The 21,791-nt window shown below is 64.4% G+C and carries 20 protein-coding genes; 11 read left to right on the forward strand and 9 right to left on the reverse strand.

Translation table 11 applies throughout. The features are described from left to right. Positions 1–144 precede the first annotated feature (144 nt). The 5 genes from boxA (at position 145) to ABLV49_RS06210 (ending at position 5,703) form a co-directional block, all read left to right on the forward strand. On the forward strand, positions 145–1,428 hold the full coding sequence (gene boxA, locus ABLV49_RS06190; RefSeq protein WP_349280762.1) for a benzoyl-CoA 2,3-epoxidase subunit BoxA: 1,284 nt from the start codon (positions 145–147) through the stop codon (positions 1,426–1,428). Next, positions 1,428–2,231 carry an enoyl-CoA hydratase-related protein gene (locus tag ABLV49_RS06195; protein ID WP_349280763.1) on the forward strand — a complete coding sequence of 268 codons (804 nt, stop codon included), beginning with the start codon at positions 1,428–1,430 and terminating at the stop codon, positions 2,229–2,231. Before boxA ends, ABLV49_RS06195 begins: the two co-directional genes overlap by 1 nt. Further along, positions 2,228–3,760, forward strand: a complete 1,533-nt coding sequence (locus ABLV49_RS06200; RefSeq protein WP_349280764.1) for a 3-hydroxyacyl-CoA dehydrogenase — start codon at positions 2,228–2,230, stop codon at positions 3,758–3,760. Before ABLV49_RS06195 ends, ABLV49_RS06200 begins: the two co-directional genes overlap by 4 nt. A 100-nt stretch (positions 3,761–3,860) precedes the next feature. Continuing rightward, the gene (locus ABLV49_RS06205; RefSeq protein WP_349280765.1) at positions 3,861–4,400 is read left to right on the forward strand and encodes a TlpA family protein disulfide reductase; all 540 of its coding nucleotides are present in this window, start codon (positions 3,861–3,863) and stop codon (positions 4,398–4,400) included. 175 nt (positions 4,401–4,575) lie between these two features. Then, positions 4,576–5,703 carry a transglutaminase-like domain-containing protein gene (locus ABLV49_RS06210; RefSeq protein WP_349280766.1) on the forward strand — a complete coding sequence of 376 codons (1,128 nt, stop codon included), beginning with the start codon at positions 4,576–4,578 and terminating at the stop codon, positions 5,701–5,703. A 107-nt stretch (positions 5,704–5,810) separates the two neighbouring features. On the opposite strand, the gene ABLV49_RS06215 is transcribed toward ABLV49_RS06210, so the two are convergent. The 6 genes from ABLV49_RS06215 to ABLV49_RS06240 form a co-directional block, all read right to left on the reverse strand. Further along, entirely contained in the window at positions 5,811–6,719 is a 909-nt protein-coding gene (locus ABLV49_RS06215) for an RluA family pseudouridine synthase (RefSeq protein ID WP_349280767.1), read from the reverse strand. Next, positions 6,716–7,456, reverse strand: a complete 741-nt coding sequence (gene trmB / locus ABLV49_RS06220) for a tRNA (guanosine(46)-N7)-methyltransferase TrmB (protein ID WP_349280768.1) — start codon at positions 7,454–7,456, stop codon at positions 6,716–6,718. Before trmB ends, ABLV49_RS06215 begins: the two co-directional genes overlap by 4 nt. A gap of 31 nt (positions 7,457–7,487) precedes the next feature. After that, positions 7,488–8,348, reverse strand: coding sequence for a DMT family transporter (locus ABLV49_RS06225; protein WP_349280769.1), 861 nt, complete (start codon positions 8,346–8,348; stop codon positions 7,488–7,490). Then, positions 8,321–9,304: a tRNA glutamyl-Q(34) synthetase GluQRS gene (gene gluQRS, locus ABLV49_RS06230; protein WP_349280770.1), complete on the reverse strand. Its 984-nt coding sequence runs from the start codon at positions 9,302–9,304 to the stop codon at positions 8,321–8,323. Before gluQRS ends, ABLV49_RS06225 begins: the two co-directional genes overlap by 28 nt. A 12-nt stretch (positions 9,305–9,316) precedes the next feature. Then, positions 9,317–10,390, reverse strand: a complete 1,074-nt coding sequence (locus ABLV49_RS06235) for an NAD(P)/FAD-dependent oxidoreductase (protein ID WP_349280771.1) — start codon at positions 10,388–10,390, stop codon at positions 9,317–9,319. Positions 10,391–10,528: 138 nt separating this feature from the next. Next, the gene (locus ABLV49_RS06240) at positions 10,529–11,482 is read right to left on the reverse strand and encodes a LysR family transcriptional regulator (protein WP_349280772.1); all 954 of its coding nucleotides are present in this window, start codon (positions 11,480–11,482) and stop codon (positions 10,529–10,531) included. 109 nt (positions 11,483–11,591) lie between these two features. Here ABLV49_RS06240 and ABLV49_RS06245 point away from each other — a divergent pair, with 109 nt between their 5' ends. From ABLV49_RS06245 to ABLV49_RS06265, 5 genes are all read left to right on the forward strand, one after another. Further along, a complete protein-coding gene (locus ABLV49_RS06245; protein ID WP_349280773.1) occupies positions 11,592–12,293 on the forward strand; it encodes a pirin family protein in 702 nt (233 codons plus the stop codon). 116 nt (positions 12,294–12,409) lie between these two features. Beyond that, complete coding sequence (locus ABLV49_RS06250) at positions 12,410–12,823, forward strand: DoxX family protein (protein ID WP_349280774.1); 414 nt, start codon at positions 12,410–12,412, stop codon at positions 12,821–12,823. Further along, positions 12,820–13,401: a flavodoxin family protein gene (locus tag ABLV49_RS06255; protein ID WP_349280775.1), complete on the forward strand. Its 582-nt coding sequence runs from the start codon at positions 12,820–12,822 to the stop codon at positions 13,399–13,401. Before ABLV49_RS06250 ends, ABLV49_RS06255 begins: the two co-directional genes overlap by 4 nt. Positions 13,402–13,434: 33 nt before the next feature. Continuing rightward, positions 13,435–13,842 (forward strand): OsmC family protein, encoded by a 408-nt coding sequence (locus ABLV49_RS06260; protein ID WP_349280776.1) that lies wholly within the window; start codon positions 13,435–13,437, stop codon positions 13,840–13,842. Continuing rightward, positions 13,839–14,753 carry a pirin family protein gene (locus tag ABLV49_RS06265; protein WP_349280777.1) on the forward strand — a complete coding sequence of 305 codons (915 nt, stop codon included), beginning with the start codon at positions 13,839–13,841 and terminating at the stop codon, positions 14,751–14,753. Before ABLV49_RS06260 ends, ABLV49_RS06265 begins: the two co-directional genes overlap by 4 nt. A gap of 1 nt (position 14,754) precedes the next feature. Here ABLV49_RS06265 and egtB read toward each other — a convergent pair whose 3' ends face one another. After that, positions 14,755–16,068: an ergothioneine biosynthesis protein EgtB gene (gene egtB, locus ABLV49_RS06270; protein ID WP_349280778.1), complete on the reverse strand. Its 1,314-nt coding sequence runs from the start codon at positions 16,066–16,068 to the stop codon at positions 14,755–14,757. Between the two features lie 44 nt (positions 16,069–16,112). After that, positions 16,113–16,877, reverse strand: coding sequence for a sulfurtransferase (locus tag ABLV49_RS06275; RefSeq protein ID WP_349281626.1), 765 nt, complete (start codon positions 16,875–16,877; stop codon positions 16,113–16,115). An 86-nt stretch (positions 16,878–16,963) separates the two neighbouring features. Between ABLV49_RS06275 and dnaE the strand changes: the two genes are divergently transcribed. After that, positions 16,964–20,476, forward strand: a complete 3,513-nt coding sequence (gene dnaE, locus ABLV49_RS06280; protein WP_349280779.1) for a DNA polymerase III subunit alpha — start codon at positions 16,964–16,966, stop codon at positions 20,474–20,476. Between the two features lie 68 nt (positions 20,477–20,544). Here the strand turns inward: dnaE and tolA are convergent, their stop codons facing one another. Next, entirely contained in the window at positions 20,545–21,768 is a 1,224-nt protein-coding gene (gene tolA / locus ABLV49_RS06285) for a cell envelope integrity protein TolA (protein WP_349280780.1), read from the reverse strand. Positions 21,769–21,791 lie beyond the last annotated feature (23 nt).

The following is a 21,791-nucleotide window of genomic DNA, read 5'->3' on the forward strand; positions in this document are numbered from 1 at the left end:
CCCACGCTCCCCACTTCGTGTGGTTCGCTGCCCCCCGAGGGGGCCGCTGCGCCTGCGGCCCGGCAAAGCCGGTTCCGCGGCCCCTGCTGGTGGGGATCTGGCGGCCCTGTTTGTCATTGAAGCCGATTACCGGGAAACGCCATCATGGACATGACCGAAATACACGTGATCAAGCAGCACTTGATCGACCCTGAAATCTGCATTCGCTGCAACACCTGCGAAGCCATTTGCCCGGTGCAGGCGATCACGCATGATTCGCGCAACTACGTGGTGGATGCCGAAAAATGCAATTTCTGCATGGCCTGCATTTCTCCGTGCCCGACCGGCTCGATTGACAACTGGCGCACCATGCCGCGCGTCAAGGCTTACAGCCTGGACGCGCAACTGGGCTGGGACGAGTTGCCGCCCGAACTCACGCCCGAGGAACTTGCCGCCGAAGGCGTCGCCGCCGGCGCGGTGCCCGACATCGAGCCGGTTTCACCTTCGTTGCCTGCCGCCAGCAATGGCGAAGCGGTGTTCAACAGTGCCCAGTACGGCGCGACCCTGCCGCCGTGGTCGGCTGCGCATGCCTACGTCAACCTGTACGGGCCGAAAACGGCCGAAAAATCAGTCACCGCCACCGTCACCGGCAATGTCCGGGTGACCGAGGTTGGCAGCGACGATTACGACACGCACCACATCGTGCTGGACTTCGGAAAAATGCCGTTTCCGGTGCTCGAAGGCCAGTCCATCGGCATCATTCCGCCAGGCGTTGACGCCAGCGGCCGGCCGCATTTTGCGCGCCAGTATTCGATTGCCAGCCCGCGCAACGGCGAGCGGCCCGGCTACAACAACCTCTCGCTGACGATCAAGCGGGTGCTCGAAGACCATCAGGGCAGGCCGGTGCGCGGCGTGGGGTCGAACTACATGTGCGATTTGCGGGTGGGCGATACGGTACAGGTGATGGGGCCGTTTGGCACGAGCTTCCTGATGCCCAATCATCCGCGCTCCAACATCGTGATGATCTGCACCGGCACCGGCAGCGCACCCATGCGAGCCATGACCGAATGGCGCCGCCGCCTGCGCAAGTCCGGCAAGTTCGAGGAAGGCAAGCTGATGCTGTTTTTTGGCGCCCGCACCCAGGAAGAACTGCCTTACTTCGGCCCCTTGCAGAATCTGCCCAAGGATTTCATCGATATCAACTTTGCATTCTCGCGCAGGCCCGGCGCACCCAAGCGCTACGTACAGGACGTGATGCGCGAGCGCGCCGCCGACCTGGCCCTGCTGCTGCAAGACCCGGCGACCTGCTTTTACGTCTGCGGCCTCAAAAGCATGGAGGAAGGCGTGGTGCTGGCCCTGCGCGACGTGGCGCAGCAGGCCGGCCTGAACTGGGATGCCGTGGGCGCAGCGCTCAAGACAGAGGGCCGGCTGCATCTGGAGACGTATTGATGAGCGAATTGCAAACCTTGACAACCATCGCCGTTTCACACCGCGCCGCCGGCGTGGTGCAGGTGACCATGGCGCGCCCGGCGGTGTTCAATGCCTTCGATGAGGTGATGATTGCCGAGCTGGACGCGGTCTTTGCCGAACTGGGCGCCGACCCGGCGGTGCGCGTCATCGTGCTGGCCGGCGAAGGCAAGCACTTCAGCGCCGGCGCCGACCTGAAGTGGATGCAGCGCGCCAGCGCTGCCTCACGCGAATGGAACCTGGACGATGCCCGCCGCTTTGCCGCCATGCTGTCACGCATCGAGAACTGCCCCAAGCCCACGCTGGCGCGGGTGCAGGGCGCGGCACTGGGCGGCGGGGTCGGTCTGGCCTGCGTCTGCGACATCGCCATCGCGGCGGACAACGCCAGCTTTGCGGTCAGCGAAGCCAGGTTCGGCATCCTGCCGGCCGTCATCGGCCCTTACCTGACCAATGCGGTCGGCAAGCGCCAGGCCCTGCGTCTGGCGCTGACGACCACCCGCATCGCCGCCCCTGAAGCGCTGGCCATCGGCCTGGTGCAGCAGGTGGTGGCGCTCGATGAACTCGACGCGGCCATCGACGCCACGGTGAAAGAACTGCTGGTTGGTGGCCCGAATTCGCAGCGTGAGATCAAGGCGCTGTATGCGCAGTTTGAAGTGGGCGGCGTCACGCCCGAAGTGCGCGAGTTGACCGCCCAAACCATCAGCCGCGTGCGCGGCACCGACGAGGCGCGTGAAGGCTTCGCCGCTTTTCTGGGTAAACGGCCTGCCAACTGGATTCCCGAATGACGACCAAGAATCTGAACAGTGTGCCGGTGCTCGTCGTCGGCGCCGGCATCATGGGTGTCGGCATTGCGCAGGTGGCAGCGCAAGCCGGCCATGGCGTGATGCTGCATGACATGCGCGAAGGTGCAGCCAGCCAGGCAAAGGCGAAACTTGCCAGCAGCCTGGAGGCGCTGGTGGCCAAAGGCAAGCTGAAGGCTGACGCCGTGGCGCAAACGCTGTCGTGCATCAGGCCGATTCAGGCGCTTGAAGAGGCCGCTTCGGCGGGCCTGGTGGTCGAGGCGATTGTCGAAAAGCTCGATGCCAAGCGCGCGCTGTTCCAGCAGCTCGAAGCCATCCTTGCCGCCGATTGCGTGCTGGCGACCAACACCTCGTCGATCTCGGTCACGGCCATTGCCAACGGGCTGCAGCATCCGGCCCGTCTGGTGGGCATGCACTTCTTCAACCCGGTGCCGCTCATGCAACTGGTCGAGGTGGTGTCCGGCCTGCAGACGGCGCCTGCGGTGGCCGAAGCGATTTTTGAACTCTGCAAGCTCTGGGGCAAGGTGCCGGTGCATGCGCGTTCGACGCCGGGTTTCATCGTCAACCGCATTGCCCGGCCTTACTACGCCGAAACGCTGGCCCTGCTGCATGAGCAGGCCGCCACGCCCGCTGTGCTCGATGCCTGCCTGCGAGCCGCCGGCTTTCGCATGGGGCCGTGCGAGTTGATGGACCTGATTGGCCACGACACCAATTTCTCGGTGACGAATTCGGTCTACGAGGCCAATTTTCACGACAAGCGTTTTGTGCCGTCGCTGGTGCAGCGCGAGCTGGTCGATGGCGGCTTGCTGGGCCGTAAATCGGGTCGCGGTTTTTATGATTACGCGGACGGTGCGGCCAAGCCCGCCATCGCCGCCGTTTTGGAATCCGCCGCGCTGCCGCATGCGCAAGCGTTGGACGTACACGGGCAGGGGCCGGTGGCCGAGCGTCTGGCTGCCACGCTGGCGCAGGCTGGCCGCGCATTTCACCGCGATGAAGGCAGCGACTGGGTCGGTCTGGCCGTGGACGGCGCCATGCTGCGCCTGACCGATGGCCGGCCCGCCTCGCAACTGGGCGCTGATGTGGCGGTGTTTGATTTGCCGCTGTCGCCAGCGACCGGCATCACCCTGGCTTGGGCGCCATCTTGCCGCGCCAGTGCGGCCTGGGTGGAGCAGGCTTCGCACTGGCTGCTGGCGCTGGGTTTCAACCCGCAGCGCATCGCCGATGCGCCTGGCCTGGTGGTGGCCAGAACCATCGCCATGCTGATCAATGAAGCCATGGACGCCGTGCAGCAAGGCGTCTGCACCCCGGAAGGGGCCGACGCGGCGATGAAGCTGGGCGTGAACTACCCGGCCGGGCCGTTTGAGTGGCTGGCGCGCTGGGATGCCGGCGCGGTCATTGGCCTGCTCGATGCCCTGGATGGGTTTTACCGGGGCGAGCGCTACCGCGTCAGCCCGGCCTTGCGCCAGCGTGCCTGGCAACAGGCGCCGAGGCAGGCCGAGTTGGCGACCGCATGAAATTGGCTGGCTTCACGGCCGGGTGAGCGAAGTTCCAGAAAGCAGGTGAAGCATTTCCTTGTGCGCCGGACGCTTTCTCATTCGCCGGTAAGCTCCCGCCATGCCTATCGAATCGCCTTCACGCCGCCATGTTTTGCAAGCTTCCCTGACCGTTCCCAGTTCGGCGTTGTTCGCCAGGGCGGGTGCCCAGGGCCTGACAGGGCCGGCCTACGAGGTCAGCCCATGGCCGGGGCCGGTGGCGGCTTTCAGCCTGGTCGATACCAGTGGCAAGACCTGGCGCCCGGCCGACTTCAAGGGGCGGGCGGTGCTGCTCAACTTCTGGGCCAGCTGGTGCGAGCCTTGCCGCGCCGAAATGCCCACGCTGCAGCAGATGGCCGACCTCTACGGCCCCGAGCAGCTTCTGGTGCTGGCCATCAACTTCAAGGAAGCCCCGGCGCGCGCGCTGCAGTTTGCCAAACGCACCGGCATCAGCCTGCCGGTGCTGCTCGATGTCGATGGCCAGGCGGCCCGGCGCTGGGGCGTCAAGGTGTTTCCGACCACGCTGGCCATCGACCGCCATGGCCAGCCGCGCCTGCGGGTGCAGGGCGAGGTGGACTGGACCGGCAAGGCGGCCGAGAAGCTGATTGCCAGCCTGTTGTAGGCGCGCCTTGACCTGAAAAACCGCTGCTTTTGCCGGCTGTGGCGATAATCAAGGGTTGCCCGTGGCGGGCGGCAGCCTTGCAGCTGCCCGCCAGCCGGGCTCCACTTCCTGGCGCATCTTCACCTGCGCCGGTGCACGTGACCTTTCCTTAATCCTTTCCTCCCGGAGTTCACCTATGACCACCGCACGCCGCAGCTTCCTCAAGAACACCGCAGCCGCCGCCATGGCCGCTGCCTTGCCCGCCCTCGGTTTCGCCCAGGCGCCCGCAGCAGCGGCACCTGCTGCACGCCGCAACTTCGCGCCCCAGAGCGGCGGCTGGCGCACCTTTGAAGTCACCACCCGCGTGGACATTCCCAAGCCCGAAGGCGTCACGCGCGTGTGGCTGCCGATTCCCTCGGTCAACAGCGACTACCAGCATTCGCTCGAAAACGGCTTTTCGAGCAACGGTACGGCCAAGCTGGTGCAGGACGGCCAGGACGGCGCAAAAATGCTCTACGTTGAATTCGCCGCCAGCGAAGCCAAGCCGTTTGTCGAAATTACCAGCCGCGTGCAGACGCAGGGCCGCGCGATGGACTGGTCGCAAAAAACCGCCAAGGCCGAGGACGCCGACACGCTGCGCTATTTCACCCGCGCCACCACCTTGATTCCGACCGACGGCATCGTGCGCAAGACCGCGCTGGCCGCCACGCAGGGCGCTAGAGGCGATGTCGAAAAAGCCCAGAAGCTTTATGACTGGATCGTGGCCAACACCTACCGCGAACCCAAGGTGCGCGGCTGCGGCGAGGGCGACATCAAGACCATGCTGGAAACCGGCAACCTGGGCGGCAAATGCGCCGACCTGAATGCGCTGTTCGTCGGCCTGTGCCGCTCGGTGGGCGTGCCCGCGCGCGACGTGTACGGCATCCGGCTGGTGCCATCGGCCTTTGGCTACAAGGAGCTGTCGGGCAACCCGGCCAGCCTCAAGGGCGCGCAGCACTGCCGCTCCGAGGTCTATCTCAAGGGCTATGGCTGGGTGGCGATGGACCCGGCCGACGTGGCCAAGGTCATGCGCCTGGAAACCGCCGACTGGATCAAGAACACCACCAACCCGGTGGTCGCGCCGGTCAACAAGGCGCTGTTCGGCGGCTGGGAAGGCAACTGGATGGCCTACAACACCGCGCATGACGTGGCCTTGCCCAATTCCAAGGGCGAAAAGCTCGGTTTCCTGATGTACCCAGTTGGCGAGAATGCCGCCGGCCGCTTCGACTCCTACGCGCCGGATGACTTCAAGTACCAGATCACCGCCAGGGAAATCAAGGCTTGAGGCTGGCTGCGCTCTATGGCATGTTGAATCGTCTTTTTTACATGCCAAATAGGCCTTTTGTGCTTGTCCGATAAGCGTAGGCAGCTATCAAAATAAGAGTGATTGCGTCAGCCCGGCAATAAGCCGAGCCGGCTTTCAAACCGCCGTGGCTGGCCGGTCAGCGGGTCGGCAAAGGCAATCGACCTGGCCAGCAGTTGCAGCGGCAGGGCGTAGTCGTCTTCAGGCGTCGGTTCAACCGGCGGGTACATCCGGTCGTTGCAAATCGGCATGCCCAGCGCGTTCATGTGAACGCGCAGTTGGTGCTTTTTCCCGGTGACGGGGCTCAGGGCGTAGAGCGCCCGTTGGCCCCTGATTTCCAGCAGATCAATCAGGGTTTCGCTGTTGGGCTCGCCCGGCACTTCGCGCTGCCGGAAAAATGGTTCATCCTCGACGATGCGGGTTTTGCGCCGCAGGGGAAACTGCAAGTCGGGCCGCCAGCAGGCCACGGCTTCGTAATGCTTGACGACTTCGTGCCGCCGGAACAAGGCCTGGTAAGCGTCGCGTTCTGCGGGCCGGACTGAAAACAGCACCAGGCCCGCCGTTTCGCGGTCGATGCGGTGAATCGGGATCAGGCTGTCCAGCCGCAACTGGTTTTTCAGCCGCACCAGCAGCGTTTCCTGCAGGTAATGGCCCGAAGGCGTGACCGGCAGGAAATGCGGCTTGTCGGCCACCACCAGATGCTCGTCCTGGAACAGCACGGTGGCTTCGAACGGAATGCGCGGCTCGACCGGCAGCGCGCGGTAGTAATACAGCCGCATGTGGCCCCGGTAAGGGCGCTCGGGTGTCACGGCCATGCCGAACTCGTCGGCCACCAGGCCGGCCGCCATGCGCTCCAGCCAGGTCTGCCGCGTGATGGCGGGAAAGCGCTCGACCAGAAAATCGGTGAACGTGGGCCAGGCGCCTGCCGGCAGGCCGACGCAGCTCGGGCTCACGCCGCGCTTCGTCGGCAGTCCGCCATGGGCAGCAAGCGGGCTCACGCGCGCGTGAACACCACGTCCCACACGCCGTGCCCGAGCTTGATGCCCCGGTTTTCAAACTTGGTCAGCGGGCGGTAGCCGGGCTTGGGCGCGTAGCCATCGCTCGCGGCATCGGCCGTATTTTTGAGCAAGGGTTCGGTGCTGAGAACTTCAAGGATCTGCTCGGCATACGGCTGCCAGTCGGTCGCGCAGTGCAGGTAGCCGCCGGGCTTGAGGCGCGCCGCCAGCTTGGCGATCAGCGGGGCCTGGATCAGCCGGCGCTTGTTGTGCTTGGTCTTGTGCCACGGGTCGGGGAAGAAGATGTGCGCGCCGTCCAGGCTACCAAGGGGCAGCATGTGGTCAATCACCTCGACCGCGTCGTGCTGCAGGATGCGGATGTTGGTCAGTGACTGTTCGTCGATGCGCTTGAGCAGCGCGCCGACGCCGGGCGTGTGTACTTCGCAGCACAGGAAATTCTTTTCCGGCATCAATCCAGCGATGTGCGCGGTGGCTTCGCCCATGCCAAAGCCGATTTCAAGAATCGTCGGTGCGTCACGCTCATAGACGGCTGAAAAATCCATCGGCAGGCCGGCGTAGGCCAGCAGAAACCGGGGACCGACATCGGCGAATGCCTTGGCCTGGCCGACGGTGGTGCGGCCGGTGCGGCGCACGAAACTGCGGATGTTGCGGGGATGGCTCACGTCGGCGGGAGCGCCTTCATGCAAGGCGGGCGGGTTGGGGGAGGAAGATTCAATCACCCGCTGATTTTAGTGCGCCGCCCGGCAGGGTTCAGGGCCTGCCGGGCGCGGCGCGCTTTTGCAGCAGCACCAGCGCGATGCCGCCCAGGATGGCGGCGGACGCCAGCACCAGGCGCAGCGTGACCGGCTCGCCGAGAAAGGCAATGCCGCCCAGCGCCGCGATGACCGGGACGCTGAGCTGCACGCTGGCCGCGCTCGTGGCCTTCAGCGCGGGCAAGGCGGTGTACCAGATCGCGTAGCCGATGCCCGATGTCAAGGCGCCCGACGCCATCGCCAGCCAGAAGCCGGCCGCATCCAGCGCTGCGCCCTTGAACAGCAGCATGAACAGGCTCAGGGCCAGGGCCAGCGGTGCCGCCCGCAGGAAGTTTCCGGCGGTCACCCGGGTCGGGTCGCCGGCACCTTTTCCGCGCAGGGAATAGATGCCCCACGACATGCCGGCGACCAGCATCAGCACCGAACCGCCCAGCGGCGGCGCCGAGACACCGGGCAGCAGCAGTCCCGCAAGGCCACTGAAGGCGAGCGCAAGACCGGCGAGTTGCGCCAGCCGCAGCCGTTCGCCCGACCAGAGGCCATAGCCGATCATGGTGGCCTGGACGGCGCTGAAAAGCAGCAGCGCGCCGGTTCCCGTGGGCAGGCTCACATAGGCAAACGAAAAACACGCCGCATAAGCAAACAGCGCCCATGCCGACAGCCAGTTGCCCCCGCCGGCTTGGGTGCCGCGAAATCTGCGCGCTATCAACCAGAGTACCACCGCGCCGGAAATCAGCCGGATGGCGGTGAAGGTGGCCGCATCAATGCCGGTCTGCCTGAGCGCGAGCCGGCACAGCAGCGAATTGCCGGCAAAGGCGGTCATGGCCAGCGAGGTCAGGACAAGGGTGCGTGCGGGCGACATGCCGTATCTTTCCACGCGTTGACCCAGGCGGCCAGCGCGTCGGCGGTGTCGCCGGTTTGGGGCGGCAGGCCCAGCACGGCGGCGGCCTGGTTCAGCGCGGCCAGCGGCCGGGACGTGTGGAGCGCCTGCGCGCCGTTTTGCTTGGACAGCTTTTCGCCGTTCGCGCCCAGCACCAGCGGCGTGTGCAAATACTGCGGTGTCGGCAGGCCGAGCGCGCGCTGCAGCAGGATTTGCCGCGCCGTGTTGTCGGCCAGGTCGGCGCCCCGCACCACATGCGTGATGCCTTGCGCGGCGTCATCGACCACCACGGACAGCTGGTAGGCCCACAGGCCATCGGCCCGCCTGAGCACGAAGTCGCCCACGTCGCGGCTGACGTTTTGGTGTTGGCGGCCGAGAAGTCGGTCTTGCCATGCGACTTCGGCTTCCATCAAATCCGTGCTTGAGTTTGCTATTAAATCAATAGCTACCAGTGCTTGTACTTCTTGCGCAAAAGCACTTTTTTGTTCATTTTTATCGACCCGCAAGCGCCAGGCCCGCGCGGGACGGCCGTTCAGGCCCTGGCGGCAGGTGCCGGGATACACCAGTTCGCCGTGCCGCTGCCTGGCTTGCCCCGAGGCCGCCAGCGCGCGGGCAATGTCCTGCCGCGTGCAGCCGCAGGGATAGGCCCATCCTGCGGCGACGAGCCGGTCAAGCGCCTGCTGGTACAGCGCGCCGCGCTGCGACTGGTACACCGGCGGCTCATCGGGAAAGAGCCCGCAGGCGGCCAGTTGCTCAAGGATGGTCTGGCCGGCGCCCGGCAGGCAGCGCGGCGTGTCCACATCCTCGATACGCACCAGCCACTGGCCCTGGTGCGCCCGGGCATCGAGCCAGCTGGCCAATGCCGCGACGAGCGAGCCCGCATGCAGCGGGCCGGTGGGCGAGGGTGCAAACCGCCCCCGGTAAGCCTGCGAACCCACGCCGGCAGCTTGTCAAAGAATGGCCAGCGCCATTTCCAGGCCCGACACAAAGCCGTCCTCGACCCGGTGGCCCAGGCACCAGTCGCCACAGGCGCCGATGCGGGAAGCCGCATCCCAGGCGTGGGTTTTGCCCAGCGGCTTGCTGGTCTGCGCATAGCGCCAGCGATGCACCGAGGCGTAGGGCGGCTCGGCGCGGATGCCGGTGACTTCGGTAAATGCCTTGAGCAACTTGCCCTTCACGCGCTCTGAATCGTCTTCGAGGTGGCGCTGCGACCAGGCAGGGCTGGCCTGAACCGTCCAGCGCTCAATCGGGCCGCGTCCGGGCTTGGACGACTCCCGCGCCAGCCAGGCAATGCGGTGGTGGGTGCTGCGCGCCACGTTCCACTGCGGCCCCAGGCTGGCCAGCGTCGGCTGCTGCGCCTGCGGAAAAGCCACCATCAGCGTCCAGCAGGGCGCCACGTTCACGCCCGCCAGGTCCACCACCAGCGGCGCGGCCTGCTCCGAGTCGCTCAGCAGTGAATGGGCCTGCGGCGCGGGAATCGCCAGCACCACCGCATCAAAGCCCGAATGCACGCTGGCGCCCGGGCCGTCGGTCTGCAATTGCCAGCGCTGCGGGTCCAGCTTGTCTTCCTCGATATAGACGACGCGGGTTTCCAGCACCAGCTGGCCGGCATCGTCCAGGGGCTGGGCCCACTGGCGAAGCAGCGCGTTCATGCCCGGCGTGGCGACCCAGTGGGCTTCCTTGGCCGGCAGCGAGGCGGCGACGACGCGGCCCAGGTCGTCCAGCACGCGCACGGTGTTGGCGCTCCATGGACGCACCAGTCCCGAGGCCGTGGCCAGCGCTTTTTCAAAGCGTTCGTCGCGCACGGTGAAGTACTGTGTGCCGGGGTCAAAGGCGCCGAATTCGGTCTCGCGGGTTGCCATGCGGCCGCCGGCCCCCTTGCTTTTTTCAAAGACAGTCACCTGGTGGCCGGCTTTAACCAGCGTGCGCGCGCAGGTGATGCCGGCAATGCCGGCGCCGACGACGGCAATGTGGCGCTGCCTGGCGGTTTCGGAAGAAGAAACGAGGGGAGGTTTTTTTGTCATGCTTTTCTACTTTTTTTGAGTGAAGGAAAACGAATGAAGGAATCGGGCAATGGCTTCGCGGCCAGAAGGGAGGCATCAACGAACGCCATGCGCACACTCTACACCGCTGGCTGGGGCCTGCCGGCTTGAAGCGCCGATTTATAGCGAGTGGGGGCGCTCCAGCAGCGCCTTGCGGGTGGCCGGATTGCCCAGTTGCCCAAGCCACCATTGCAGGGCGCGTCCCTCGGCGCCGGCAGCCGCGCGGCGCCACACATAGCACATCGGTATCACCCGGAGAGGGCGCTGGATCTTCTTTTCGACCAGCCGGCCCGAGTCGATATGCGGCCGCGCAAGGTGTTCCGGCAAAAAGCCGCCGCCCAGTCCGCGCAGTTGCGCATCGAGCTTTTCCTCCATGCCGGGAACGGTGAAGATGTCCTGGCCGCTCAGCAGGCCGACGGTGATGCCGGCGCCCCGCTGGACCGAATCGGCCACGGCCACGGCGCGGTGCAGCATGAGCTGGGCATCGCTCACCGGCTCGGCGGCCTGCGCCAGCGGATGATGCGGCGCCACGGCGTACACAAAATGCATGCTGCCCAGCGGCTTGCTTTGCACCGATTTGTCCAGCGTCGGCTCCAGCGCCACGCCGATGGACAGGTCGGCCTGTCCCGAGGTCAGCGCTTCGAGCGTGCCCGACAGGATTTCTTCCCGGATCTTCAGGCGCGTGGGTGGATTCATCGCAAAGAAGGCTTCGCACAGCTCCAGGATGGTGGTGCGTGAAATGACACTGTCCACCGCCAGCGTGAACTGCGGCTCCCAGCCGGTGGCCACGCGCTTGACGCGGGTGGCGATGGCATCGAGTTCGAGCAGCAGGCGGTTGCCTTCGCGCAGCAGTTCGTGGCCCGCCACGGTCAGTTTGGCCTGGCGCGAGGAGCGGTCAAACAGCAGCACGTCGAGCGCGTCCTCGACCTGCCGGATGCGGTAGGTCAGGGCGCTGGGCACCACGCCGAGTTCGCGCGCCGCCGCCGCCATGCTGCCGCTGCGGTGGATGGCGTCAATCAGGCGGATGACTTCGGGCGTAAGCGCATTGCGCACCGGATTATGGAGTGTTGCCATGATAAAGATTCAAATAATTCGAATGATGCCAGCAAACCGGAGCAACGGTCAAAGCCGGTCCGGCGCTTACAGTAAAGACATCTCCAACGCACCTTGAAAGGGGCACCTCATGATGACATTGCGAACCTCCGGCGAGCGCGGCTATGCTGACCACGGCTGGCTCAAATCCTTCCATTCCTTTTCATTCGCCGGCTACTACGACCCCGAGCACATGGGTTTTGGCAACCTGCGCGTCATCAATGAAGACCGCGTTGCCGCCGGCCGTGGCTTTGGCACGCATGGCCACCAGAACATGGAAATCATCAGCTATGTGCTGAGCGGCGAACTGGCGCACCAGGACAGCATCGGCAACGTCAAGGGCATTCCGCCGGGCGATGTGCAGCGCATGAGCGCGGGGAGCGGCGTGCGGCACAGCGAGTTCAACCATGCCCAAGGCCAGACCACCCATTTTCTGCAGATCTGGATCGAGCCCAACGTCACCGGCATTGCACCGAGCTACGAGCAGAAAACCTTTCCCGAGGCTGATAAACGCGGCGCGCTGCGGCTGGTCGCATCGAGCGATGGCGCGCAGGGGTCGGTGCTGATCCATGCCGACGCCAGGCTGTATGCGGGTTTGTTCGATGGCGGCGAAGCGGCCGTGCTGGCGCTTGATCCGCAGCGAAAAGCCTATGTGCACCTGGTTCGCGGCCAGCTGGAAGTCAACGGGCAGACCCTGCACGGCGGCGATGCGCTGGCGCTGCAATCGGAAAGCCGGCTGGAGCTTTCCAAGGGCCAGGATGCCGAGGTGCTGGTGTTTGACCTGGCGCCCTGAGGTGATTTTTGCTTGATGCGCCGTGCCGTCCTACAGGCGGCATGGGCGCATCCAGCTTGCCTGACAGCTTGTTTTAATTCATTATTTCCCCCGTTCACCTCCAACAAGGATTCACCATGTTTTCATCGCTCCAAAATCCCCTGTCGCTGATCGGCCGCATCTTGCTGGCGCTGCTGTTCGTGCCTGCCGGTTTCGGCAAGATCACCGGCTTTGCAGGAACGGCGGGTTTCATCGCTTCCAAGGGCGTGCCGCTTCCGGAACTGGCTGCGGCGGCGGCCATCGGTGTCGAACTGGGGCTGGGCATGCTGCTGCTGATCGGCTGGCAGACGCGCTGGGCGGCGCTGGGCATTGCCCTGTTCACCGTGGTGATCAGCTTCATCTTTCACAACTTCTGGGCCGTGCCGGCTGACCAGGTCATGCAGCAGCAGCAATCCTTTTTCAAGAACATCGCCGTGGTCGGCGGGCTGCTGACCGTCGCCGCCTGGGGCGCCGGCGCCTGGAGTTTTGACGGCAACAAGCGCGGCGCATGATGGACGGCGGCGCCACTTCAAAGGAGCCGGTCATCGCCGTGATCTACCACTCCGGCTATGGCCACACCCAGCGCATGGCGCAAGCCATCGCGGCGGGCGCGGGCGCCGAACTCGTCGCCATTGATGCCGACGGCAACCTGCCCCAGGGCGGCTGGAACCTGCTGGACGCGGCCGATGCCATCATCATGGGGTCGCCGACCTACATGGGCAGCGTCAGCTGGCAGTTCAAGAGGTTTGCCGACGCATCGTCCCGCCCCTGGTACGCGCAGACCTGGAAGGACAAGTTGTTTGCCGGCTTCACCAGCAGCGCCGCCCTGAATGGCGACAAGTCGTCCACGCTGAACTACCTGTTCACGCTGGCCATGCAGCATGGCGGAATCTGGGTCAGCCAGGGCATCCAGCCCAGCAACAGCAAGGCCGCCCAGCGCAACGATCCCAATTTCCTGGGCTCGTACAGCGGCGCCATGTCCCAGTCGCCTTCGGATGCCAGCGCAGGTGAAATGGCGCCGGGCGACCTGGAGACAGCGCGCGCTTTTGGCGAGCGAGTGGCCGATGTGGCGAGCCGGTTCCGGCGCTGAATGCCGATGTCGATGGTTAAAAAAGGAGAACGCATGACGATTGAACTCAGGCTTGACCGCAGCGCCAGCCTGGCGCAGACGGTGCAGATCCGCAGCCATGCGCTGCTGGCCGATGTCAGCGAAGCCGAGGGCGGCGAAGACGCCGGCCCCAGCCCGCATGATCTGTACGATGCCGCGCTGGGCGCCTGCAAGGCGCTGACGGTGATGTGGTACGCCCGCAAGAAAGGCATTCCGGTCGATGACATCCAGACGCTGGTCGAGCGCGACGACACGGATGAGCGCAAAGGCATTTACCGCCTGTCCGCCACGCTCAAGCTGCGGGGCGACCTGACCGATGCGCAATTGAAGGAACTGGAGGCCGTTGCGCAAAAATGCCCGCTGCACAAACTCATGAGCGCGGTCACCACTGAAATCACCACCCAACTGGAGCGACTTCCATGAGCATCGACATCAAGCTGACAGGACACGACAAGGACCTGGGCGGCGGCTTCGTGGTGAGCCGCCTGCTGCCAGCGGCAACGCGCCAATCGGTCGGCCCATTTATATTTTTTGACCATTTCGGCCCGTTCACGGTGCAAGCCGACGCCAATCATGACGTGCGGCCCCATCCGCACATCGGGCTGGCGACGGTGACTTACCTGTTTGAAGGCGCCATGCTGCACCGCGACAGCCTGGGCTCGGTCCAGCGCATCGAGCCCGGCGCGATCAACTGGATGACGGCCGGGCGCGGCATCGTGCATTCCGAGCGCGCGCCGGATGACCTCAGGGGCAAGGTTTACCAGCAGCATGGCCTGCAGCTGTGGGCCGCCTTGCCCAGGGCTCATGAAGAGGCGGAGCCCGGCTTCGTGCACACGCCGGCTGCGGATATTCCGGTCGTGCCGATGGGCGCGTCCGAGGTGCGGGTGCTGATCGGCGAGGCTTTCGGGCATGCCTCGCCCGTCAGAACCTTCTCGAAAACCGTTTACCTCGACATCCGCCTGGCCGCCGGTGAGCGCATTGATTTGCCGCCACTGGCCGATGAACTGGCGCTTTACGGGGTGGAAGGCGACCTGCAGGTCGATGGCGAAGCGGTTGCGGTGCGCACCCTGGCCGTCCTGGCGCCTGATGCGGTGACGCAGATCAGCGCGAACGCACCAGCGCGGTTCGTGGTGATTGGCGGCGACAAGCTCGATGGAAAGCGCTTCATCTGGTGGAATTTTGTCTCCAGCAGCAAGGAGCGCATTGCCCAGGCCGGCGATGACTGGGCAGCGCAAAGGATGGGGCAGATTGCCGGCGATGCCGAATTCATTCCCCTGCCGGAACGCAAGCCGGCGCTGGCGGAGCCCGCAGCGCCCAAAGCGCCTTACCTTTGAGCTAGCCTTGAATATCGCGCGCCAGCCGCACGCCGCTGAACTGCCACTGCGCGTCGGGTGGAAAAAAGTTGCGGTAGCTGGCGCGGACATGGCTTTGCGGCGTGGCGCAGGAGCCGCCGCGCAGCACAAACTGGTTGCACATGAACTTGCCGTTGTATTCGCCGACCAGGCCCTCCCACGGCTGGTAGCCGGGGTAGGCGTTGTAGTTCGACTGCGTCCATTCCCACACGTCGCCCAGCAGTTGCGCCGGCGCCTCAACACGGGCTTGCTGTTGCGGCAGGGGATGAAAAGCCCCGGTTTCGACAAAATTGCCCGACTTTGCGCTTGACGCGGGCAACAGGCGCGCCGCCAGTTCCCATTCAAACTCGGTCGGCAGCCGCGCTCCGGTCCAGCGCGCCAGCGCATCGGCTTCAAAATAGCTGAGGTGGCAGGCGGGGGTATTCGGGTCAACCTCCTGCAGCCCCTGCAGCGTGAAATGGCGGTAATTTCCCGCTTCGCCCTGCCAGTACAGCGGCAAATCATGCTGGCCGGCCTGCACCCAGTCCCAGCCCATGGCCAGCCACAACTCGGGCCGCCGGTAGCCCTCGTCCGAAATGAATTCGAGCATCTCGCCATTGGTGAGCAGCCGGCTGGCCAGCTCGAACGGGGCGACATACGCCGGGTGGCGCGGCGTTTCATTGTCAAACGCAAAATCGCCATCCAGGCCGGCGTCGAAACCATGCTGCACCAGGCCGCCGTCATAAGCATGCCAGCGCACGGGCTGGGGCGCCGTGCTGGCCAGCGGCCAGCGCCCGGCATACGCAGGGCATTGCGGGTTGAACGACAGGGCATGCTGGATGTCGGTCAGCAGCAGTTCCTGGTGTTGCTGTTCATGCTGCAGTCCCAGCTTGATGAGCTGCGCCAGTTGCATGCGGTCGGCCTCGTCGGTCCTGGAAATAAGCTCCAGCACGCGCGCATTGACCTGGCGCCGGTAGGCCAGCACTTGCGGCAGCGACGGGCGGCTGATGAGGCCCCGCCTAGGGCGCGGGTACTTGTCGCCCACACCGTTGTAATAGCTGTTGAACAGAACCCGGAAACCGGCATCGAAAGGCTTGAAATCCGGTTCGAAGCGCTCCAGCACGAAGGTTTCAAAAAACCAGGTGACATGCGCCAGGTGCCACTTGGCCGGGCTGGCGTCGGGCATGGATTGCAGCTGGCAATCCTCGGCGCTCAGTGGTTCAATCAGCCGCTCGGTTTGCGCCCGAACTGTCTGGAAGCGCTGCGTCAGTTGCGATGCCGGTTGAGCGTCGATAAAAGCGTTGTGGAATGACAACATGGCAGATCCATGAGGATTTGGAGCGCCAAGCTTCCCATGAGGCTTCAGGCCTGGCTGTCAGACAATGCGCCTAGATTGACCCGGGGTTTGAGCGCTGCATCCACCGCCCGGCGGTCGTCGAAGACAAAGCATTCGCCGTCAAAATGCGCCTGGCCGCAGTCCTCGAAGTATTTCAGGATGCCGCCGTCGAGCTGGTAAACATTCTGAATGCCGGCTTCGCGCAGGTAAATCGCCGCTTTCTCGCAGCGGATGCCGCCGGTGCAAAAGCTCACGATGGTCTTGCCGGCCAACTCGTCTTGGTGGTCCTGCACCGCCTGCGCAAACTCGGTGAATTTCTCCAGCCGCCAGTCAATCGCCTGCCTGAAGGTGCCGACATCGACCTCGTAGGTGTTGCGCGTGTCCAGCATCGCCACCGGCCGGCCTTCGTCGTCCTGCCCGCAGTCGAGCCAGCGCTTGAGCGTTCTCGCATCCACCGCCGGGGCGCGGCCTGCCGAGGGGCGGATGGCCGGGTGGTTCATGCGGATGATTTCAGGCTTGATCTTGACCAGCAGCTTGTGAAACGGCTGGGCCGCCGACCAGCTTTCCTTGACTTCAAGGTCATGAAAACGCGGGTCAAGCCGAAGCCATGCCAAAAAATCATGAATGGCGGCGCTATGGGCGGCCAGGAAAAGATTGATGCCTTCTTCGGCGAGCAGCACGGTGCCCTTGATTTCGCGCGTTGCCAGCGCCTGAAGCATCTCGGTTTTCAGCGTGGGCAACGGCTCCAGCGCCACGAATTTGTAGGCCGCAATATTCAGAATTTGCATGATGCGCCGATTGTAGGCAAGGGCGACGCGCCTGAAAGGGTGGCGCTTGCGCGCCGGGGCAGGCAGGCCCCAGACCTAAAATGAAGCGCATGTTTGTCCATCTAAGAATCCACACCGAGTTTTCAGTCGTTGACGGTACCAACCGCATTGATGAAATTGTTGCCGCCGCTGCCGCCGACCAGCAACCCGCGCTGGCCATTACCGACCTGAGCAACCTGTTTGGCACGGTCAAGTTCTACAAGGAAGGGCGCAAGGTCGGCGTCAAACCCTTGATCGGCGCCGACATCTGGCTCGAAGCGCCCGGCAAGGAAGCCGGTGCGCCGGCCTCCCGCCTCTTGTTGCTGGTGCAGGACAACCGCGGCTACCTCAACCTGTGCGAGTTGATCACCCGCGCCTGGACCAAAAACGTGGTGCGCGACCAGGCGGTCGTCAAGCTGCAATGGCTGCAGGAGTTGAATGAAGGCCTGATTGCCCTGTCGGGCGCGCAGCGCGGCGCCGTGGGCCAGGCCTTGGTGCAGGGCGACAGCGCACGGGCCATGGAATGCGCCCTGCATCTCTCAAGCATGTTTGCGCAGCGCTTTTACCTGGAACTGCAGCGCTCAGGGCATCCCGAGGATGAACGCCATGTCATCGCCGCCGTGCAGCTGGCGGCGCGGCTGAAGCTGCCGGTGGTGGCTACGCATCCGGTCCAGTTCCTGACCTATGACGACTACGAAGCGCATGAAGCGCGCGTCTGTATTTCGGAAGGCGAAATCCTGGGCAATGCGCGCCGGGTGCGCAAGTTCACCCGCGAGCAGTATTTCAAGTCGGCTGACCAGATGAAGGCGCTGTTTGCCGATGTGCCGTCGGCGCTGGCCAACACGGTCGAAATCGCCAAGCGCTGCAGCCTGACGCTGGAACTGGGCAAACCCATGCTTCCCGAATTCCCGACGCCCGAAGTCAATGGCTCTCGCATGCTGCCTGAAGACTACTTTCGCCACACCTCGTTCGAGGGGCTGGAAGAGCGGCTGCTGCACCTGTACCCGAACCCGGCGCTGCGCGACGCCAAGCGGCCCGAGTACGTGGCCCGGCTCGAATTCGAGATCAACACCATCCTGAAGATGGGTTTCCCCGGCTATTTCCTGATCGTTGGCGACTTCATCCAGTGGGCCAAGAACAACGGCTGCCCGGTCGGGCCGGGACGCGGTTCCGGCGCCGGCTCGCTGGTCGCCTATGCGCTGAAGATCACCGACCTCGACCCGTTGCGCTACAACCTGCTGTTCGAGCGCTTTTTGAATCCCGAGCGCGTCTCGATGCCCGACTTCGACATCGACTTTTGCCAGAGCAACCGCGACCGGGTGATCGACTATGTGAAGGACAAGTACGGCCATGCGGCGGTCAGCCAGATCGTCACCTTCGGCACCATGGCCGCGCGCGCGGCGATTCGCGACGTCGGCCGGGTACTCGATTTCCCCTATGGCTTTTGCGACGGCATTTCCAAGCTGATCCCGAACAAGCCCGGCCAGGCGGTGACGCTGCAACTGGTTCCGGCCGACCGCAAGAAAAACGACAAGATGGTCTATGCGCTGGAGGCCGAGCCGGTGCTGGCCGACCGCGAGAGCAAGGAGGAAGATGTTCACACGCTGCTCGATCTGGCCCGCAAGCTCGAAGGCCTGACGCGCAATGTCGGCATGCATGCCGGCGGCGTCCTGATCGCGCCGGGCAAGCTGACCGATTTTTGCCCGCTGTATTTGCAGCCCGGCAGCACGTCGGCGGTCAGCCAGTTCGACAAGAACGACGTGGAGGCGATTGGCCTGGTCAAGTTCGACTTTTTGGGGCTGGCGACGCTGACCATCCTGGAAATCGCGCGCGAGTTCATCATCGCCCGCTACCCGGCGCAAAAAGACTTCAAGTTCGAAGACCTGCCGCTCGACGACGCGCGGGTGTACCGGCTGTTTGCCGATGGCAATACCGAGGCCGTGTTCCAGTTTGAAAGTATCGGCATGCAGCGCATGCTCAAGGACGCCCGGCCCGACCGGCTCGAAGACCTGATCGCGATGAACGCGCTCTACCGTCCCGGCCCGATGGACCTGATTCCGACCTACATTGCCCGCAAGCAGGGTAAGGAAGTGCCCGAATACCCGGACCCGCGCGTCAAGCCGATGCTGGAGGAAACCTACGGCATCATGGTCTACCAGGAGCAGGTGATGCAGACCGCGCAGATCCTGGGCGGCTACTCGCTGGGCGGCGCCGACATGCTGCGCCGCGCGATGGGCAAGAAGGACGAAAAGGAGATGGCCCAGCACCGGGAAATCTTCCGCAAGGGCGCCGGCATCAACGGCCTGGCGCAGGAAAAAGCCGACGAGGTGTTTGACCTGATGGAGAAGTTCGCGGGCTACGGCTTCAACAAGTCGCACTCGGCCGCCTATGCGCTGCTGGCCTACCACACCGCCTGGCTCAAGGTGCATTACCCGGCCGAGTTCTTCGCGGCCAACATGACCGTCGAAATGGACGACACCGACAAGCTGAAAATCCTGTTCGGCGACGCGCAAAAGATGGGGCTGAGCTTCGAGGTGCCCGACATCAACCAGGGCGACTACCGCTTCGAGCCGATCAGCGCCAAATCGGTGCGCTACGGCCTGGGCGCCATCAAGGGTACCGGCCAGCAGGCGATTGCCGCCATCGTCGCCGCGCGCAAGGAAGGCGGCCCGTTCACCTCGCTGTTTGACTTTTGCGTGCGCGTGGACCGCAGCAAGATGAACAAGCGCACGGTCGAAGCGCTGATCAAGGGCGGCGCCTTCGACAGCCTGCACCTGAACCGCGCCGAATTGCTGGCATCCAGCGAGCGCGCCTTCGATTTTGCCGCCGCCACGCAAGCCAACGCCAACCAGGGCGGGCTGTTCGACATGTCCGACTCGCACGCGGCCAGCACGCAGGAGCCGGAACTGGTCGAGGCGCCGATGTTCGGCGTCAAGGCGCGGCTGGTGCTGGAGAAAACCGCCATCGGCTTTTACCTGTCGGGCCACCTGTTCGACGAGGTGGAGCAGGAAGTGCGGCAGTTCGCCAAGCGAAGCATTGAAGACATGAGCGAGTCCCGGGATTCTCAACTGCTCGCCGGCATCGTGACCGACCTGCGCATCATCAACGGCAACCGCGGTAAGCTGATCATCTTCAAGCTGGACGACAAGACCGACGTGCTGGAAGTGTCGGTGGACGAGGCGACCTTCAACGCCAATCGCAACCTGCTCAAGGAAGACGAGCTGGTGGTTGTCCAAGGCACGCTGCAGGGCGCATCCGAGCGCTTTGGCCGGCGCTTCAAGATCACGCAGGTGTGGGATCTGGAGTCGGCGCGCTGCCGGTTCGGCAAGTACCTGCGCGTGGCCGTCAACGGAACGGCGCCAGATATTTCAAAGCTGGTCAGGGACTTTCCGCCGCGTTCAAGCGAGGCGGCGGACCCGTCGGAGCCCGTGCGTGGCTTGCCCGTGCGCCTGAGTTTGCGCCGCGCAACCGCAACGGCTGAGCTGCATCTGGGCGACGCTGCCCGGTTTTTCCCGACCGATGCGGCGCTGGCCAGCTGGATGGCGCAGGCCGACAGGGGGCTGGCGCGCATCATTTATGAATGAAATAGTCTTTTTGCGCAATACGGGTGGGCGCAAGCAGCTATCTATTTGATAGTAAAGCCGTTCTGGCTTTAATTCGGCCGGAATTCGATGATCATCGGCGTCGGCACCCGGCCATCGACATCGCGCGGCAGCGAGCCGGTGCGCACGATGGCCTTGATGACCGCATCGTCCCAGGCCTTGTTGCCGCTGGACTTGATCAGGCGCTGGCTCATGATGGTGCCGTCGGCGGTGGTTCTGACTTCAACTTCGGCCTTGGGGTTACCTTCTACATCGTCGTTGAAGACCACATTGGGCAGAACCTTGGCCTTGACCTTGCCAGCGTAACCGGCAGAAGGGCCGCTGGATTTCGCAGCGCCTGAGCCTGCCGCGCCTTCGGAACCTCCCGCGCCGGCCATTGCCATGATGCGCTGCTGGATGGCCGCCTGGCGCTGCTTTTCGGAAGCTGCTGCGGCTGCCGCCTTTTGTTTTGCGGCCGCTGCGGCTGCGGCAGCCTCTTTCTGATTTTCAGCATTCGCTGCAGCTGTCGCGGCAGCCGCCGCTTTTTGCTTCTCGGCAGCGGCCTGTTTCTGCTTTTCAGCGGCGGCGGATGCAGCGGCGGCCTGCTTTTGCTTCTCGGCTGCAGCGGCGGCATTGGCTGCGGCGGTGCGTTTTTCCTTTTCCTTTTCTCTTTCCTTCTCGTTCGCCAGCTGCCGGGCTTCCTGCTTTTTCGCCTCGGTTTTGCGGGCCTGCTCTTCGGCTTTGCGCTCCGCCAGCTCTTGCCTGGCTTGCTGTTCTTTCTCTTTTTTTCTTTCCTGCTCTTTGGCTTGTCTGGCCTGTAGCTCGGCTTCGCGTTTTTCCTGCAGCTTTTCCGCTTTCAGGACTTCGGCCTGCTTTTGTTGCTGAAGCAGCTTGCGCTTTTTCTCTTTTTCCAGGGCAATGTCCACATCGGGCAACGGCGGCGTTTCCTTGATGACAGGCGCTTTGGCAACCGGCAGTGGTGCAGGGACAGGTCGGGGCTGCGGTGCTGGAATGGGCGGCGCAACGGGCTCTGGAGGCGTCGGCTCGGGAACTGGCGCGGGCTCAGGCGCGGGAGCGGGAGGTGGCGTTTCAACCCGCTGGGGTGCCGCCGGTTGCGGCACGCCCGACCACAGCTCGGCTTCAAACGATGCCGCTTCGTCGGTACGCTTCCAGTGCACGCCCCAGGTCAGCGCAGCGATCAGCAAAACATGGACCAGCAGGGCCAGCCCGAAAGCGCGCGGCGAACCCTTGTCGCGCGGCGGGGCAAATTCAAGGCGGTCTGCGGGGCTGTCCATGGCGTTCTGGTGGTATTCCGGTT

Source organism: Polaromonas hydrogenivorans (genome assembly GCF_040105105.1).
GTDB lineage: Bacteria > Pseudomonadota > Gammaproteobacteria > Burkholderiales > Burkholderiaceae_C > Polaromonas > Polaromonas hydrogenivorans.